This window comes from Shewanella benthica KT99 (assembly GCF_000172075.1).
Taxonomy (GTDB): Bacteria; Pseudomonadota; Gammaproteobacteria; order Enterobacterales; family Shewanellaceae; genus Shewanella; species Shewanella benthica_A.
Genome location: NZ_ABIC01000045.1, coordinates 16478 through 33271, shown reverse-complemented (window position 1 = coordinate 33271; position 16794 = coordinate 16478). Strand labels below are relative to the sequence as shown.

Sequence of the window (16794 nt, the reverse complement as noted above, 5' to 3'; positions counted from 1 at the left end):
GAGTCCAAATGAAAAATTCATTTCTATCATGGCCACTTCATGCGCCCTTGTCGCCAGTTTGCTCATGTCTCAAGTCGCCTTAGCCGATGAAAGCTATACCGAGACAATCGCCAATTTCAAGCAGGCTAACGATACCCATAAGTTTTTCGATAACGCCTACGGTTACGCCATTTTCCCTACCGTGGGCAAAGGTGGATTCGGCATCGGAGCTGCATACGGTAAGGGGCGAGTGTTTAAAAGCCACGCCTACACAGGTGATACCAGCCTGACTCAGATATCCATTGGATTCCAGATTGGCGGTCAAGCCTATAGCGAGATCATCTTCTTCAAAGATGCCAAATCTTATAATGAATTTACCAGCGGCAGCTTCGAATTTAGCGCTCAAGCATCGGCAGTAGCCATCAATATCGGTGTTAACGCTCAGGCGGGCACAACGGGGAACTCCAGCAGTGCCGGTAAGTCTGCTGCTAAAGCCTCTTACATCAATGGCATGGCAGTTTATACCTTAGCTAAGGGTGGCTTGATGTTTGAAGCGGCATTAGCCGGACAGTCATTTACCTTCGAAGAGAAATAGATCGAGAAGGTTCTAGTTCCTAGAAACTAGGACCTTCATTACTTGTTGTCGGATAACAAGTTTCAAATATCTTTGGTTGGGTTCATTTAGCAGTTTTGGTGTTTGGTTGGTTTGCTGGATGCCATGACTTAGCTGTTATCTACCGCCTGCCCGGCGAGGGATGTGCACTCTTTATTTTGAGAAGGTTCTGCGACACGGCGCCCTCTCTATTGACGGAAAGTGTCCCTATAGCCTCTGCGACAGCGTCCTTGCTGTCGAAGGTCACAGCCGCGTTCACACCTGATTATTCATTTCTTCGATTGGAGTTTACGGTTCGTAACTCACTTCTGGACAAAAACACGTTAGAGCATCTGGTCTATCGCGAGTGACTTAGATGAGAAAAAGTATCTCAATTTCTCTCCGACCCCTTTATCTTTAGCTACACGGCTGAAACACTTTGGATAATTAGAGCTAGGTTTGTCCTACCCATTAGGATGGCAGACCTTGCCCGTTACTAGTGAATTCAACACAGTATAATACCTAGCATTGAGGCTCAGGAATCCATTCAACAATTTGACAAAGCAAGTTAATCAGTGCACATCAATTTAAGATTTCGGTATGGAGCAACTCTGCACAAGCAGGCTCTTTACCTGCTTGTAAGACCCTAATAGGCCCAGAAAACGCCAGTGTATTCAACACGATCTTGTGGAATAAGTTTAAGCAGGATGATACTTTCTCACGTTCAAGTATTTCTTTAGCCAAATTATCTTCTCGGACCTTAGGGTGAGCACTTTCATTGCGAAGCTCTTGCCACAACTTCTTATCTGCACTTGTTATTACACCCTGTTCAATCAAGTAATCTAGAGCTTTAGCTGCTGTAATATTCTTCCAGTAACTCACGCTACCCAGAATCCGACTGCGTTGGTCATCGGTTAGCTCAAGCGTTTTAATCTGTTGCTTGACCTTCTTTATCTCAGCTTCCAACTCTAAGTTATTTTGTTTTACCTTGATAGCAGGGATATATATATCATTTAACAGCCCTTCAATAGCGACCGATAGGGTTAGAATCATAATGCTATTCTTTGATTGGAATGAGTACCACACCCTCTCCCATTGAGAATACATACTCTCAAATTGCCTAGTGTTCTTCTTGCGCAGACTGATTATATTGTCTAATAACTTGTAGTGGTAAACAGAGTCTCTGTACTTTTTATCAGCAAAATTTTCGACCATTGGGCTAGATGACCGCTGGCACTTTTGATTGTTAGCTATACTGGAAATAATCTCTTGTTTGCCTTCACCCATGCGCTTCAGTATATAAACAAACTGAGGCATAGATGCGCTAGAAAACCCAATATAGAACTTCAAACATTGCAAGAGTTCTTCAGGGTCAAAGCATCCCGTTACACGCACTTCTGTGTAGTCTAGCTTTTTGACCATAGATATTGAATAACCATCCATTTCCAGTACTGTCTGATTCCGGCTGTGTGACTCATCACCAAGGCTAGAAACCACTGAATTAGACTTGTTAGCAGGGATGTTGAAATGTTCTGCAAATTCAAAGTAAAGGTAATTACCTTCTTTTGATTGATGCGGCTCAGCGGTAGAACAGCAATTAATCGACGATAAGATGATGTAGTGATGGACTGGTGGGTACGATGAGTTCATATTGATTTGGATAGAGAAACCGTCAGACACATACACGTCACCGCTTATTGTTTGAGCACGGAGATACAACTTGTGATCTTCATTTAACGGGTCTTTAGGTAGTATTTCACTAAACAACGCACGAGGTACATTCTCACTGGTGGTGCAAATGAACTCCATGTAGATTGTCCCGACATTGTTAACCTTAATAGTGCCGTGACCCGACATTTTGAGTCCATCATCCATTATTTGAAACACTTCGACCTGAACGCAATGCAGAACCAACTCAGCCAGAAGCTAAATCAGAAAATGTGATCAGCCTTCATTCGAAGGCTAACTACTTATGTCCCCCAAGGAGCCGGTGGTAGTGCTACCGGCTTAGTCAGATCGAAATCCACTCTAAAGTCACGCTCTTCACGGGTCAGGCGGTAAGTAAACTCTTCTGGCTCGATATACATGTGCCACACATTGGTAATAGAAACATCTAAACCATTTTCTCTGAAATTATTGATTGAATATGCATCGACGGGAAAAGATTGCTGCTCAGCACTGCCCATGTTCGCTGTCATGCCGCCATACATGGTCACCTTGTCTTCACTGCCATCTTTATGGCGATGATCGTGGGCTAAATGTAAGCCATATTGGGTTTTAGTTATTACCCAGGTACGGGAATGGTCATCACCCACATGAAACGACACCTTTAGTTCCGTGTCGGTACACTCACGCACATGCATGATAAGTTTCTTTCCGCTAAATGCAGAGTCGGCAGAGTTTCCGGCTGTCACAGTTCCTTCGAATGCTTTACCACAGTGGGCGGCGATACTGTCGAAGAAGGCATCCTGTTCAGATGTAGTGGCCAGAGCTGGCAAGGCAATCAATGAGATCGTAGTGAGCAAGAGTGCAAGCTGTGAGTATTTTGTTGTTTTCATTATTATCTCCATCAATTTGTCTATCCGTCTATTCACAAGGCAACGAGACTAGCACAGAGAAATAAATTTAAACTGAAAACCATTTAACGACATAAAAGGAGCTGCAACTCAAAATCTTAACCGACAGCCGGGTTCAAGGCGGCTCAGAAAAAGCTGATTGGCCAGAGATTAGCGCAGAGTGTGATGTTATTGAAAAAAAGACCCTCTACAACAAACCGTAATAGAGGGAACCAAATATGGTGATGTGGTTAGGTGTGGTTAGATGAACTTGGAATACTTGTTAACAACCTTTAGCGGCACTATCCATTTTGCGCCCCTTCAAAGCCTTTGCCTCTATGCAGGTAAACCTGCATAGAGCATGTCGATAATGATTAACACTAAACTAGCTATAAATTTGAGTATGACTATCTGTAATGAATCCCCCTCACTGACCGCTCAGAGGGGGACGATTTCTCATCTATCGTTACGCTTTCTCTACCCGTACAGGCACCCCATGACGGCAGTTAGCTCCGGTCCAGTAGTCGTTGAGCATACTAGCCTTGGCGTTACGGGTTGGAACCTGAAACTGAAATCATCTGTTTCATCGCCTCCCGAATAACCTTATCGACTTAGCCCCCTCAACAGACAAAGCTGAGGGGACGGTTGAGCTATTACCGTTTACACTTTCTCTACCCGTACAGGCACCCCATGACGGCAGTTAGCTCCGGTCCAGTAGTCGTTGAGCATACTAGCCTTGGCGTTACGGGTTGGAACCTGAAACTGAAATCATCTGTTTCATCGCCTCCCGAATAACCTTATCGACTTAGCCCCCTCAACAGACAAAGCTGAGGGGACGGTTGAGCTATTACCGTTTACACTTTCTCTACCCGTACAGGCACCCCATGACGGCAGTTAGCTCCGGTCCAGTAGTCGTTGAGCATACTAGCCTTGGCGTTACGGGTTGGAACCTGAAACTGAAATCATCTGTTTCATCGCCTCCCGAATAACCTTATCGACTTAGCCCCCTCAACAGACAAAGCTGAGGGGACGGTTGAGCTATTACCGTTTACACTTTCTCTACCCGTACAGGCACCCCATGACGGCAGTTAGCTCCGGTCCAGTAGTCGTTGAGCATACTAGCCTTGGCGTTACGGGTTGGATCCGACGGGATCATCTGGTTAATAGCCACCCCACCAGCACGCTCTTTTAAGCCCGCCAGTTTTTGACCATTGATAATCCTGTCATCACCACCAAAACCTTGGGTGTGACCAAACCCGTGGGACACACATACGGCTCCTTTGGCAACCCCTGAATCGGTCTGCAGCAGCCCAACGGCAGGCTTGCCGTTGGCAGTGATAAGCTTGACACTATCGCCGTCGCTCAAGCCCTGCTCGCTGGCGGTATCCTGGTTCATGTAAACAAAGTTAGTCGGACTGATTTCGGCGATACGCTTATAAGCTACCGCATAATTAGAACGTACCGTGGCCTTGTAGCTTGAGAACAACAGAGGATACTCTGACTTAGGCCAATGACTCTCCCAGGTGTCTCCATTCCAGAACTTATGCTCCTGATAGGTGATAGTGCCAGGATAACGCTCTCCAGAATAAGCATGACGCAGGTGTGTCACGGCTTCATGATAGATCTGCAGACACTTGGCGCCCGCCCCCTTGATAAACTCACCGTCATAACGATCATCCGCCACATAGTAGCCGCCTCGAGACAGTAAAGACTCTACCTGACTCGTTTCAGCTGGAGTCAGTCTCGGGGTCAGCGGTTTCATCGCATAATCCAGCCCGGCCCACTCTCTGTCCTCGGCCGTCACCTTAGGTAAGCCTTCGCACTGAGCCGCCACGTTAGCCAGATATTTTGCATGCCAATCTTCGAAACATAGCAAGTCAGCCCGATGACCATCTGCGTGGGCGATAGCACCTTTACCGAAGCCTGGTAGCTTCATCTCTAAGGCGATATCAATCAGTAACTGCTCCATGCACACGTGTTGACCACGTTCGTTTTTAACCGTTCTCGGCGTGACCAATGGCGCCGCAGCGACGACACCCAACATATGGGATCCCCACATACGATCCGCCGCATACTCCTCCAGCATGGAACGATCGGGGATGAAGTAGTCCGCATAGCGGTTAGTTTCATTCATGTGGCAATCGATACCGACAATTAACGGCAGTCGCTTAGGATCGGCGATACTCGCCACGACTTCCTGACTGATCGATGCCGCACTGTAGAGGAAGTTGTTGCGCCAGTTGAACAACACCTTGGCCCGATATGGGTCGGCGTTGGCATGACTGGTCCACTGCTCGGCCGCATTCATGGCAGGAAGAGCCTCATGCCATGGCGTGCTCGCAGGATATGGGTTTTGCCCCTTAGCCAACTTCTGCTTATACTCGGTCGAAGACTCGTAGGCGCCATCACGACAAGCATTGACTACGCCATCTAAACTGACACCATCGTCGATATTGGCCAGATCGTAGCGTCCTTCCATGCCACCTATGGGGCCATTACCGTATATCGCCCCGCCTTTGGCGTCATGGGAGCCGACTAAGGTGTTGAGTGTTGCCCAGATCCAACCCATCACGAAACCATCGGAAGAGTTAGTGCCGCCGTTACCCGCGATACAGGCCTTACGCCCATAATGACCTAAATCTTTCGCCACCTGTCGCATATCTTCGATGCCGATGCCCGATTGCTCGGCATAGACCTTCATGCTGGTACGTTGGGCTTCCTCTCGAAGTAGAGACAGGGAAGAAACCAGCTTAACCTTACGGCCCTTGTTATCTTTAAACATTTTACTGACAAACAGCTCAGCCTTATCACCCTTCTCGGCAGACACTAAACTTTGGCTAGCCGACTTGATAATCAAGGCTTCATCGCCACCGAGACCGAAATCGGCCGCCTTAGCAAACCCGCGATAATTAGCATGCTTAGGATCCATCACTACAAGGTGACCGGCATTGGTATAGTTAAGCTCACCCGCCGCCTTCGCCGCCTTCTCGCTCGCTCCTTCAAGATGGACCTTGTTGAACCAGCCCTCCTCGAGCATGGTGCGAATGACACCGAAGGAGAATGCCGCATCCTGGCCCGGTTTAACCGCTAACCACTTGGCATTGGTGTCCGCTGCGACTGTGGTACGCAATAGTGGATCGACACACACATACTTGAATTTTCTATCGACTCGGCTGTCGGCAAGACCACGTCCAGCCCGGTTGAGACTGTTACCCGATGAGCCTGGGCTGGTGCCCATAAACAAGCCATATTCGACATTTTCCCAGTCGACATCGTTGAGCCACTCCTCGAAGCCTGACGCCATGCCTAGGCTGTAACCTGTCACTTGCGCCGCGCCACAATAGGCATGCTTAGTCCCCAGATTACTGGTGCCCCAGGCTTGCTGCATGAAGCGGGCGTAGAAGCTGCCGCGCAGGGTATCTTCGGCGCAAAATGTAGCAAACAGATGGTTGGCTGCGGAGCCAAATTCAGGAAATCCAGGTTTAACTTGCTTATCGAGCTGGCGTACCGCCCTTAGCCCTTCCACATGGCCCTCACCAAACAGATCACCACCGTTGACGATCTCTGACAGAGCCTGCTCGTAGCTGATGGTGACCCACTTGCCTTCGCCGCGTTTGCCCGCGCGCTTAAGCACCTGGGTGACGCGACGCTCGTCATCGACCGAATCGGCACAACTTGCGCCCTTGGCACAGGTCGTGGCACGATTGACTAGTCCGGCGTCTCCCGTCAACTCGATGTAACTCTGCTTAACCGGGGTATCGATTGGCAGTGGCGAGCCCGAGTTGTTCTCGCAATAGGGGTTACCCCCGACTTTCAAAACCTTGTCACTGGCTTCATCGATACGAACCCGCAGACCACAGATGTTGTAACAGCTGAAGCAGCGGGAATATGCCGTTCTTATTCCAGGAGTTTTACTCCATTGACCATCAGCACTCTGTAGACACTCTGGAGGAATTGGGTGACCGAAACGGGATACATCTTCGCTGCGCACAGCGTGAGATTCTTGAGTTTTTTCACCACAACCCACAGTAGCTGCAGCGACAGAAACAACACCCGCTTGGGTTAAAAATTTACGTCTATCCATTGTCAACTCCTAGCGCTGCCATTTGAGAAAATTAAGTGACAAGATCTCTTGATCATCTGCCTGCTCTGGTAAACCGATATAAAAAATATTGGGCTGAGTACCTGCTTCAGATAGCATGGCATAAGCCTTATTGTCTCTAAGTAGCTGAGAGATCTTACTCTGCGGATCATTCAGATCTCCAAATATCCTAGCTTCACCAATACAGGTCTCAACACAGGCAGGCAGAAGGCCTACTGATACGCGGTGAATACAGAAATTACACTTTTCCGGGGGAGATTCTAAGGTCTCATCTTTGCGCCTAGCCCCATATGGACACGCATCCACACAAAGCTGGCAATAGATACACTCGTCATGGTCGATGACAACAATGCCATCCTCCTTGCGTTTATATGTTGCCCCTACCGGGCATACATAAACACATGCAGGGTTATCACATTGATTACACTGATTGGGTACCGCTAGTGTGACGAAGCCATCTTCTTGCTCGATACTCGCCTGGTTGACTCGCGTCCGCCCACGCCCCGCCTCAGTTTGGTTCTCCATGGCGCAGGAAACGGTACAGGATAAACAACCGGTACAACGCCTAACATCGAACACCATGGCCAAGCGCTTACCCTGAGTCTTGGCTTGCAGTTGTGCGCTGGGCACAACTGCGAGCATGGCGCCACCAGCAGCCATTTTTAATATGGAACGTCTATCCAGCATAATCCATCCTTAAATATGATAAATAAATGCGACCGTTTATTTATCATTTATTTATACTTGTCTTTATTTTAAAATACACAAAGCAGGAAGAAATATATAATAAAATAATAATTAAAAAGGTGACAATCAAATAAAGATCACACTTTAAAAATAAATTAAAAAAGAATGAAATATATTTACGGACACGTTCCACCAGTCACTAACGCGCTCAAACAGCCCAATATCACATATACTAAATAAATATTTATTTGATGAAATTTTTAAAAATTAATTTCACCCATCTAGAAAATAGAAGCGAAGAATGCAATAAAATACATAAATAACAGTTAGTTGAATAGTTTAGAGTATCAACCACGAACACAGCTCTTATTTTGACCGTTCATTAAGCAAGCGCTTGAAATAAATACGTGCACGCCAGGTAAATATCAATATCCGACTTTTGCAAAAATCAATAATTGAAAACTGGGATTAATATCAAACTTCTAACAATAACAATATTAAAGTGTGACATATGACATTGAATACTTCGGCATATATATAGATGATACTCACCCATAATAAATAACCAGTTCTGAATTATGAATAAAATTGACCAGCTTAATTACAACCAACTAAAAGTATTTATAGCTGTGTATGAACATGGTCAGAGTCATCAGGCTGCCAATGAGTTAGGCATGACTGCTTCGGGTGTGAGTCGCACCTTAAAAATTTTAAGGGATATATTTAATGACTCACTATTTATCCGCCGCTGTTCCGGCTTCGTTGCAACCGAGAAAACCCATAGATTAATTCCCATGGCCAAGGCCCTGGTCGAGCAATATCAAGAAATCGAGATGCAGCATTCGGTATTCACCCCAGCCGAGTCTGGTGGCCAATACATCATTCATGCCTATGACGAATTCGTCTACGCGGTGCATAAGGTGATCCGAAATGACATCCTGGCAGAGGCGCCCAACTTGCGATTCGATATCCGGGTGATCACCCGTGATTGCAGCACCGAACTTGCCAATGGCGAGATTGATTTCGTGGTGGTCTATGAAGGGTTCAACGGCAAGAATCTCAACTACGAGATGTTCGCCGAAACCGATCACCTCTATATCTTGGCACGTCGAGGCCACCCGCTACTGACACAGGCACTCACCCTGGAGAATATCTCCCACTACTCCTGCCTGGAGATCGACAACTATGACGACCTTCGCAGCCCGCTACTGGTGAACCTATGCCGCGAACAAGATCTGTGCATGGAAGTCGAGGGTTACACGGACAGCCTAGCATCGGCTATGAGGCTATTGAGCGAGACAGATGCCATCACCCTGAGCTGCAATCAGTTTACCCGTCAGTTTGTCGACATGATCCCGGCGATCCAATACATCAAACTGCCCCCGGAGTTGGCTCAGAGATGTCGTATTCGTCGCCGGGGAAAACGTGAAATCGGCAACTATGTCCTCCACGGTGATACCAATAATTCCGCCGCATTTAACTGGGTTAAATCCAAACTGATCTGCGGCTTAGAGAGAGAGTGGCGCCTAGCGAGCCAAGAATGAACCATTTATCGAGGACGAAGAGTAACGAGCTGCCAGTCCCTGCAATAAGTCCGGCAGTTCACCGGCTGAAGAGGAGTTCAACAATAGCAACACCAAGATAGGCCAGAAATAAAAATGTGAGCATTACCAAGAGTATGAGCGAAACGGAAAATGACACCAACAACGAGTGTCAACCCGATTGAGCTCAAACACAGAGTCAAACTTTACAGATAAAAAATAAGTAGTGAATTAACACTATCAAGATGGGGAACACATATGAAGATTAACAGACGCACATTCCTACAGGGAGTCGGAGCCAGCTCCGTTGTAAGCTCTCTGTCAGGCTTGATGCCCGGCATTGCCAGTGCTACGGAACAACGTGGCGGCGCGCCAGACAAGTTACTCAAGCGCGAAGGTGTCATCAAATATCACACTTGCCAACGTAACTGTGCTGACCGCTGTTTGCTGAAGTTTACCGTGCAAAATGGTCGTATGACCTATGTTGAAGGTGCCTCAGAGATGAAGAAGATGGGCACCTCACCTTGCGTTAAGGGTCATGCCTATGTGCAGTACACTTACGCTGCCGATCGTATCTTACATCCGATGGAACGTGCGGGTAAAAAAGGCGAAGGCAAGTGGCGTCGTATTTCATGGGATGAAGCCTATGCCAAGATCAGCTCTCGCCTGAAAACTATCATTAAAGAGCACGGTGCGGATTCGATCCTGCCATACAGCTACTCGGGCCACGAGGGTGTTATCGGTAAATACGGCGGACCAAGCCGTTTCTTCAACGCCGTAGGTGCACGTAAGCTAGACCGCAAGGTGTGCGTATTCGCCGCCTATGAAGGCCTTAAATCTGTGACCGGTACTTATCAAGGTCCAGATCCATACGACAACATTTACACCAACTGTTATATCTCTTGGGGTCAGAACGAGACGGCAACCAACGTTCACGGCATCAAGTTCATCAACCAGGCACGCGATAGAGGTGCCAAGCTATTGGTAGTGAACCCAATACGCACACCTATCGCGTCCCAAGCCGATATCTGGCTACAGCCAAAACCAAGTACCGATACCCATCTTGCTGCCGGTATCATGAAGTATCTGATCGAGAACAACTTGGCTGACACTAAGTTTATCGAAGCCAACACCCTTGGTTACCAGGACCTGCTAAAACGTCTGGACGAAATGAGCTACGACGAAATTGAGAAGGTCACTGGCATACCAAGAGAGAAGATGTTCAAGTTCGCCAAGGTCTACGGTGAATCTGAACTATCGGTATTACGTCTGGGTTACGGCATGCAGCGTAACTACAACGGCGCCCGTATGTCTCGTGCCATCGCTATGATGCACGCCGTTGCGGGTCAATTCGGTAAAATTGGTAACGGTTTCATTTACGATAACACCCAAGCCGATGACAGCCTGAACTATTCTAAGGGTCGTGCGGATCACATTCACCCGAACCCAGATACCGTGGGTCATGTGAATATGACGGAGATCGCCAAGGCGCTTCACCCGACTAATCCGACTGGCTATGGCAAGCCAATCAAGCCTATCAAGGCGGTGATTAACTACAATGGTAACTTCGTTTCAGTAGCGCCAGATTCCAACGCCTGTCGCCGCGGCGTAATGCGTGATGACCTGTTCTTAGTCGTCCATGATTTCTTGATGACTGATACGGCAGAACTGGCCGATATTATTGTGCCATCGACCACTCAGTTTGAGTTCCCGGATATGGGTACCGATTACAACTGTTACCACATGCAGACCTCTGAGAAAGTGATTGAGCCTCTGGGTGAATCCAAAGATAACTGGATCTTCTTCAAAGAGTTAGCCGCCCATATGGGACTGGATCATCACCCCGAACTAAGGGTCGATTATGAACAAATCCTGCGTGATTTCTTAGACACAGATGCGCCAGCGTTCAGACACAACAACATCACCTACGAGCAGATCATCAAAGAGAAGTTTGTCACGGTTTACGAGCAACGCCCTTACTTCGGTGATGGCAAGTATAAGACTGACAGTGGCAAGATTGAGTTCCATTCTCAGATGATGATTGACGCCGGCTACCACCCAGTGATTGACTTTGGTCTGCCTGAAGATGAGATGATCCCTGAAGAGAGAAACCTGCCATTCCGCATGTTATCTCCTGCTATCCCTCAACGTGCCAACAGCGCCTTCTATAACGTGAAGTATATTCGTAACTTCCCAGCTTATTTTGCCAAGGTTAATACCGAAGATGCCAAAGAGCTTGGGATTAAGAATAACGACAGAGTCAGACTCAGCAACCACAGAGGCGAGGCTTTCTTCGTCGCACAGGTTTCGAGTCAGGTTGGACGCGGCACCGTGATGGCACCGAAAAATAACTGGCGCCGTATGGATCCACAGGGGAAATCCAGCTGTACCAACAACCTCACCACCGACAAGTTAACCGATATGGGCGGCTGTTCAGCCTACCATTCGACTAATGTCGCGTTAGAAAAAGCCTAAGGAGTAAAAAATGTCTATTAATCAAAAAGTGGGCTTTGTCTTCAGACAAGAGAACTGTGTTGGTTGTGGTGCCTGTACTGTCGCCTGCCAGATCCACAATGAACTGCCCGAGAACCACAGATTCCGTAAAGTCGATCGCTATGAAGTCGAGCGCGAAGATGGCGCGATTGATGTGTGGTTATCTCATTCTTGTATGCACTGTGAAAATCCAGCCTGTCTGATGGTTTGCCCAACTAAGGCCTACCATGTCAGAGATGACGGTATCGTGGTCCTTGATCGTGAAAAATGTACTGGTTGTGGCCTGTGTGTCAGCGCCTGTCCATACTCTGCCGTCAACATCCGTGAAGACGATGGCAAGGCTGACAAGTGCAACATGTGTGTCGAGTTACTCGACCGTGGCATGGCACCAGCCTGCGTTGCTGGCTGTCCTGTGCAATGCATCGAAGTCGGTAACATCGATGAGGTGTTGAAGAAACCTTCGGCCAGTAAAGAAGGTGTCGGTTACGGCGATTGCATCACGAAACCTAACATGGTGATTATTAAGGAACGCGCATAATGACAACGCAATATGGTCCGATGGCAACAGCTTACTTTGCCTATAAATCGATGATTTTTTCGCCCTCAGGAACAGAGGCGTTAACTGGCATGATCGCATATCTCGAAGAGAATCGTCCAGATAGCTCTTTACTCACAGAAGCAAAGAAATTTGTCGATGACTCATCGGAATTGGAGTTTGACTTCAACCGCATGTGTATCGGTCCATATAAGCTTCTAGTTGCTCCTTACGAGGGCGTTTATCGTAGCGGCAATCATGTCATGAACACCGACGAAACAGTCAGAGTTGCCGAGTTTTATCAAAATATTGGCCTGGTCATCGACGATAAGTTCAATGAGCCTGCCGATTTCATCGGTAACGAACTGGAGTTTCTCTACTGTGTTCACGCGTTAGCGAGTGAGCAGAAAGCGGCAAATAATATCGAAGCCTTCGATGAACTCACGGCCATTGCCGACGAATTTATCACTAAGCACCTTGGCACTTGGATAACCCCCTTCTGTGAAGGGATACAAACCCATGCCCAGCACGCTTTTTGGCGGGAATTCGCTACCGAACTGCACCTTTTTATCACCCAGAAAATGCAGTGATGCGTTGACTTTATACAAGCTAAGTTAACCCACTTTGTACCAAGTAAAACGGTGATGTCCGTCGATACCTGAATCTACATTCCCCTTCAGGTATCGACGGGTATAGCCAAATAGGCGACCTTAAGTCGCTAAAGGAGTTATGAATGAACAGAGCAATAAGATTGTTTAGTTTTATTGTCATCAGCCTGTTTGTCTCAACGGCAGCAATGGCCGCTGATGTTGCAACACTGCAACCTCAGCAATGGCAAACAATTGAAATACAAGCTATCCCGGGTGATATCCCCGAGTTGCGAGGCATGCCAACGCAACCAGAGTTATTGATGCCGGCATCGATACCTGAAGAGGCCGATGAGACTATCCTAGGTTATCTAGGCGACACCGAAAGCATCGCATTTCTAGTGTTTGCCAGCCTGTTTGGCGTCATCGCCTTGTTTATCATCTTCATCATGGTGAACGGTATCTCACGTCTGGATAAAGGTTTCTCGGGCAAGATGATTAAACGTTGGTCTAGCTTAAGCATCAGTGTGCATTGGTTAGGCGCGATTGCCTGCATCCTGCTAATGCTAACGGGTCTGGTCTTAGCGGGTGGTCGACACTACTTTGAGCCAAGCATGAATGCATCTAGCTGGGCATCACTCGTCGGTCTGTCAAGCAGCCTGCATGAGCTAATGGCATTCCCATTCATCTTAGGTTACATCCTAATGATGTTGATGTGGGCACCAAAGCAAATTCCAGCAAGCTACGATCTCAAATGGTTCGCCGTATTAGGCGGCTACATCAATATGGGTAAGAAGCATCATCCGGATGCGGGCTTTGCCAACGCCGGTGAAAAACTCTGGTTCTGGGTATTTGCACTCTTTGGTGGTCTGATGGTTATTTCAGGTCTGACAATGATGTTCCCTGAAACCTTCGTCGTCACTAAGAATACCGCTAACTTCATGCTGGTAATGCACATTACGTCAACCATTATCATCAGCGCCTTCTCAGTAGTACACATCTTCATGGCGACAGTCATGTCTGAAGGTGGCATGTCTAACATGACCTCTGGCTACTGTGACGAAAACTGGGCGAAGCAGCACCATAACCTTTGGTTCAAAGAACTGAAGTAAACAGGCCACACCCAGGTATCAACTCATGCTCACCAGCGATTGCATATGGTGGTGAGCATTCTCAATTAGAGCTTAGGCTCTGACAATAAAACTGTTCAGCTTTGCACTCACCGACTCTTACTCCAAGAGGATGGCGGCTGCTTGCATCCTGAATCATAAAAATAGAGAAGATGAATACGATGAATACACTAAAATCACTCGTGGCAATTGCCGTTACCCTTTGCTGCTATAACGCCTATGCCGATGATGCACAATCTTTAGAGCAACGCATTGCGAATCTCGAAAACAACGCCGCACCATCACAGTTTAAAAACAGCCAGGTCAGCCTGTACGGTTCAATCCGTCCAACCCTTAGCTATCTTGATGATGATCAGGATAAAACCTGGGATGTCCGTGACGCTCTGTCTCGCGTCGGCATCAAGGCCAGCACTGAATTTGCCGATGGCTGGAGCGCTATCGCTCACGGTGAGTGGAGCGTAGATATTGCCAACTCGGGTAACTTCGGTAAGGCACGTCTGGCCTATGCCGCTATCGCTTCACCTTACGGACAAGTGGGTATTGGTAAACAGCGTCCGGCGCAATACACCTTAGTTGCCGAGTACGTCGATATCTTTAACCATGGCAACAGCCCATACGCTTATGACCATGAGAGCCCATTCTTCGTCGATAACTTCGTGACTTATAAGCTGGCCACTGGTGGTTTCACCTTTATGGCAGGTGCACAAGTCGATGGCAATAGCGGTGACACTGGTGCCGATATGGTCAACTTAGGTGTCGGTTACGATTTAGGCCAACTACACGTTGGCTTAGGTTATGTCAGCCAAAATACACAAACTGATGCCGGCATCGAAGGCGATGACCAGACTATTGGCGGCGTTGTCGCTTATACCTTCAGCAACGATCTCTATGCGGCTGTCAGCTATCAAGATAAGCAATATAACCTTGATGCTTTCAGCCAAGACCGTAGTGGCAGCACACTAGACAGCGCGCTGGCCTACCCTATTGCTAAAAACTACAAGATTAAATTGGGTTACTTCCTGTTTAAAGATGGCATCGAAGGCAACACATCAGCCGATTATGATGGCTTCAACACGACCCTTGAGTGGAACCCAATCTCAAATGTACGAGTTCACTTAGAGTACTTAGCCAAGAACTCTGATCACCGCGCCGATGATCAAGCATTGACTCTGGGCTTCAGATACGACTTCAACCTTAACTGGAAAGGCTAAGTCGCTATTGAGCGAGCTGTAAAGCAAAAGAGCTAACCCCAATAAAGAGGCCTACTAGTGGCCTCTTTTCATTTATGTCACTATTGTAGAGATAAGTAATTGTTAGGATTTATAAAATCGCTAATAGCGTCAATGGTGACTCTGGTCGCCCTCAGCCTGTTAATCTCAAACTGGCTCTCATATATGGAATTAAAAGAGAGCACCATTGCTAATACTAATGAAAAACTCACCAGCGTCGTTAAATATGAATCAAACAACATCGAGCAGTGGTTTAGCTAAAAAGCCAAATCCATCGATGCACTAGCCACTCACTACCGACAAGGCAACTATAAAGGCAATTATGCCCAGGCAGCCAGACTCTCTACCGATGGCTCGGCCTACTCGACGGAAACCAGTAGCAAATGGATTGACGGTAAGGCCATACCGGAAAAATACGACCCACGCGCCCGTCCCTGGTACCGGCAAAGGTAAGGCCACCACAGCCCTGGATGTCACCGATATCTATGTCGACGATGGCACCGGCCACAATGTGATTTCCATATTAAAAAATCTCGGTGACGGTGTCGTCCTCGGTGATATCGAGCTCACCTTTCTGGCTGATACCATTAAGACCGTGGATTACCCTGGCGCTGTGTTATTAATTACCGACCAAACGGGTAAAGTATAAGCATCTGAATCCGAACGCCTCATCTCTGGCAGTCACTTCTCCGACTTTGGTCTACCTGAGGTCGAACGAAATATGCTGTCACAAGATGAGGTAATGCAGGAGTACACCTTAGACGGAGTAGATAAAAATCGCCTTTTCCAAGGCGAACAATCTGGTCAACGACAAGAAGTGGTACCTGTTCATTGGACTGAACAAGTCTGTCGCTTATGCCGCGGTGGATAAGGCGCTTACAAACGCCGTAGTCTCATCTATTATCATGTTGGCGCTGGCTATCAGCGTGTTATATGTGATCTATAAACCCATTTTGCTACTTAAAGAGATAGTGATGGATCTGTCTAAAGGTAATGGCGATCTGACCCGCAGACTAGAGGTCAAAAACCAGGATGACCTGGGACAGATATCTCAAGGCATCAACCAGTTTATTGCCAATTTGCAATCTATGATGTTAGAAGTGTTGCAATCATCGACACATATAGATAGCAGCGTAGAACGACTGAAGTCAGAAACCGAAGCCAACAACCATATCCTTGCCGCACACGCCACAGAAACCGAGAAAATCGTCGCCGCTATCGAAGAGATGAGTGAAACCACCAGCAATGAAACCGTAAATCTAGCAACCGCAAACCATCAGCTCAGGTTGATAGTGGAACAGTTCAAGCTGTCTTAACAATAGCTGTCAGCGGGTCGTCCAGCTTAAGATAGGGCGACCTTCGTC

The 16794-nt window shown here is 47.5% G+C and carries 13 protein-coding genes; 9 read left to right on the top strand and 4 right to left on the bottom strand.

Going from position 1 to position 16794, the window contains the following annotated elements; genetic code table 11:
* Nucleotides 1-19 precede the first annotated feature (19 nt).
* Nucleotides 20-574, top strand: a complete 555-nt coding sequence (locus tag KT99_RS16535; RefSeq protein ID WP_232504317.1) for a YSC84-related protein — start codon at nt 20-22, stop codon at nt 572-574.
* Between the two features lie 579 nt (nt 575-1153).
* On the opposite strand, the gene KT99_RS16530 is transcribed toward KT99_RS16535, so the two are convergent.
* The 4 genes from KT99_RS16530 to KT99_RS16515 form a co-directional block, all read right to left on the bottom strand.
* Nucleotides 1154-2446 (bottom strand): hypothetical protein, encoded by a 1293-nt coding sequence (locus tag KT99_RS16530; protein WP_005502275.1) that lies wholly within the window; start codon nt 2444-2446, stop codon nt 1154-1156.
* 95 nt (nt 2447-2541) lie between these two features.
* Nucleotides 2542-3129 (bottom strand): hypothetical protein, encoded by a 588-nt coding sequence (locus KT99_RS16525; RefSeq protein ID WP_005502274.1) that lies wholly within the window; start codon nt 3127-3129, stop codon nt 2542-2544.
* Between the two features lie 1045 nt (nt 3130-4174).
* Nucleotides 4175-7210 carry a molybdopterin-dependent oxidoreductase gene (locus tag KT99_RS16520; protein ID WP_005502271.1) on the bottom strand — a complete coding sequence of 1012 codons (3036 nt, stop codon included), beginning with the start codon at nt 7208-7210 and terminating at the stop codon, nt 4175-4177.
* 9 nt (nt 7211-7219) lie between these two features.
* The gene (locus tag KT99_RS16515) at nt 7220-7915 is read right to left on the bottom strand and encodes a 4Fe-4S dicluster domain-containing protein (RefSeq protein ID WP_005502270.1); all 696 of its coding nucleotides are present in this window, start codon (nt 7913-7915) and stop codon (nt 7220-7222) included.
* Nucleotides 7916-8493: 578 nt separating this feature from the next.
* On the opposite strand from KT99_RS16515, the gene KT99_RS16510 reads away from it, so the two are divergent.
* From KT99_RS16510 to KT99_RS23035, 8 genes are all read left to right on the top strand, one after another.
* A complete protein-coding gene (locus tag KT99_RS16510; protein ID WP_005502269.1) occupies nt 8494-9459 on the top strand; it encodes a LysR family transcriptional regulator in 966 nt (321 codons plus the stop codon).
* A 255-nt stretch (nt 9460-9714) separates the two neighbouring features.
* On the top strand, nt 9715-11931 hold the full coding sequence (locus tag KT99_RS16505; RefSeq protein WP_040572123.1) for a molybdopterin-containing oxidoreductase family protein: 2217 nt from the start codon (nt 9715-9717) through the stop codon (nt 11929-11931).
* A 10-nt stretch (nt 11932-11941) separates the two neighbouring features.
* Nucleotides 11942-12487 carry a 4Fe-4S dicluster domain-containing protein gene (locus tag KT99_RS16500; RefSeq protein ID WP_005502251.1) on the top strand — a complete coding sequence of 182 codons (546 nt, stop codon included), beginning with the start codon at nt 11942-11944 and terminating at the stop codon, nt 12485-12487.
* On the top strand, nt 12487-13074 hold the full coding sequence (locus KT99_RS16495) for a TorD/DmsD family molecular chaperone (RefSeq protein ID WP_005502244.1): 588 nt from the start codon (nt 12487-12489) through the stop codon (nt 13072-13074). Before KT99_RS16500 ends, KT99_RS16495 begins: the two co-directional genes overlap by 1 nt.
* Before the next feature lie 143 nt (nt 13075-13217).
* Complete coding sequence (locus KT99_RS16490; protein WP_005502243.1) at nt 13218-14183, top strand: formate dehydrogenase subunit gamma; 966 nt, start codon at nt 13218-13220, stop codon at nt 14181-14183.
* 170 nt (nt 14184-14353) lie between these two features.
* Nucleotides 14354-15412 carry a porin gene (locus KT99_RS16485; protein WP_005502242.1) on the top strand — a complete coding sequence of 353 codons (1059 nt, stop codon included), beginning with the start codon at nt 14354-14356 and terminating at the stop codon, nt 15410-15412.
* Between the two features lie 406 nt (nt 15413-15818).
* Nucleotides 15819-16079: a hypothetical protein gene (locus KT99_RS23040; protein WP_005502238.1), complete on the top strand. Its 261-nt coding sequence runs from the start codon at nt 15819-15821 to the stop codon at nt 16077-16079.
* A 214-nt stretch (nt 16080-16293) separates the two neighbouring features.
* Nucleotides 16294-16746: a HAMP domain-containing protein gene (locus KT99_RS23035; RefSeq protein WP_232504316.1), complete on the top strand. Its 453-nt coding sequence runs from the start codon at nt 16294-16296 to the stop codon at nt 16744-16746.
* Nucleotides 16747-16794: the final 48 nt, after the last annotated feature.

What these genes read in the sequence shown, in the direction of transcription:
- KT99_RS16500 (WP_005502251.1), top strand. Translation starts at nt 11,942, where the DNA reads ATGTCTATTAATCAAAAAGTGGGCTTTGTCTTCAGACAAGAGAACTGT.
- KT99_RS16530 (WP_005502275.1), bottom strand. Translation starts at nt 2,446, where the DNA reads ATGGATGATGGACTCAAAATGTCGGGTCACGGCACTATTAAGGTTAAC.
- KT99_RS16495 (WP_005502244.1), top strand. Translation starts at nt 12,487, where the DNA reads ATGACAACGCAATATGGTCCGATGGCAACAGCTTACTTTGCCTATAAA.
- KT99_RS16510 (WP_005502269.1), top strand. Translation starts at nt 8,494, where the DNA reads ATGAATAAAATTGACCAGCTTAATTACAACCAACTAAAAGTATTTATA.
- KT99_RS16505 (WP_040572123.1), top strand. Translation starts at nt 9,715, where the DNA reads ATGAAGATTAACAGACGCACATTCCTACAGGGAGTCGGAGCCAGCTCC.
- KT99_RS16490 (WP_005502243.1), top strand. Translation starts at nt 13,218, where the DNA reads ATGAACAGAGCAATAAGATTGTTTAGTTTTATTGTCATCAGCCTGTTT.
- KT99_RS16485 (WP_005502242.1), top strand. Translation starts at nt 14,354, where the DNA reads ATGAATACGATGAATACACTAAAATCACTCGTGGCAATTGCCGTTACC.
- KT99_RS16520 (WP_005502271.1), bottom strand. Translation starts at nt 7,210, where the DNA reads ATGGATAGACGTAAATTTTTAACCCAAGCGGGTGTTGTTTCTGTCGCT.
- KT99_RS16525 (WP_005502274.1), bottom strand. Translation starts at nt 3,129, where the DNA reads ATGAAAACAACAAAATACTCACAGCTTGCACTCTTGCTCACTACGATC.
- KT99_RS16515 (WP_005502270.1), bottom strand. Translation starts at nt 7,915, where the DNA reads ATGCTGGATAGACGTTCCATATTAAAAATGGCTGCTGGTGGCGCCATG.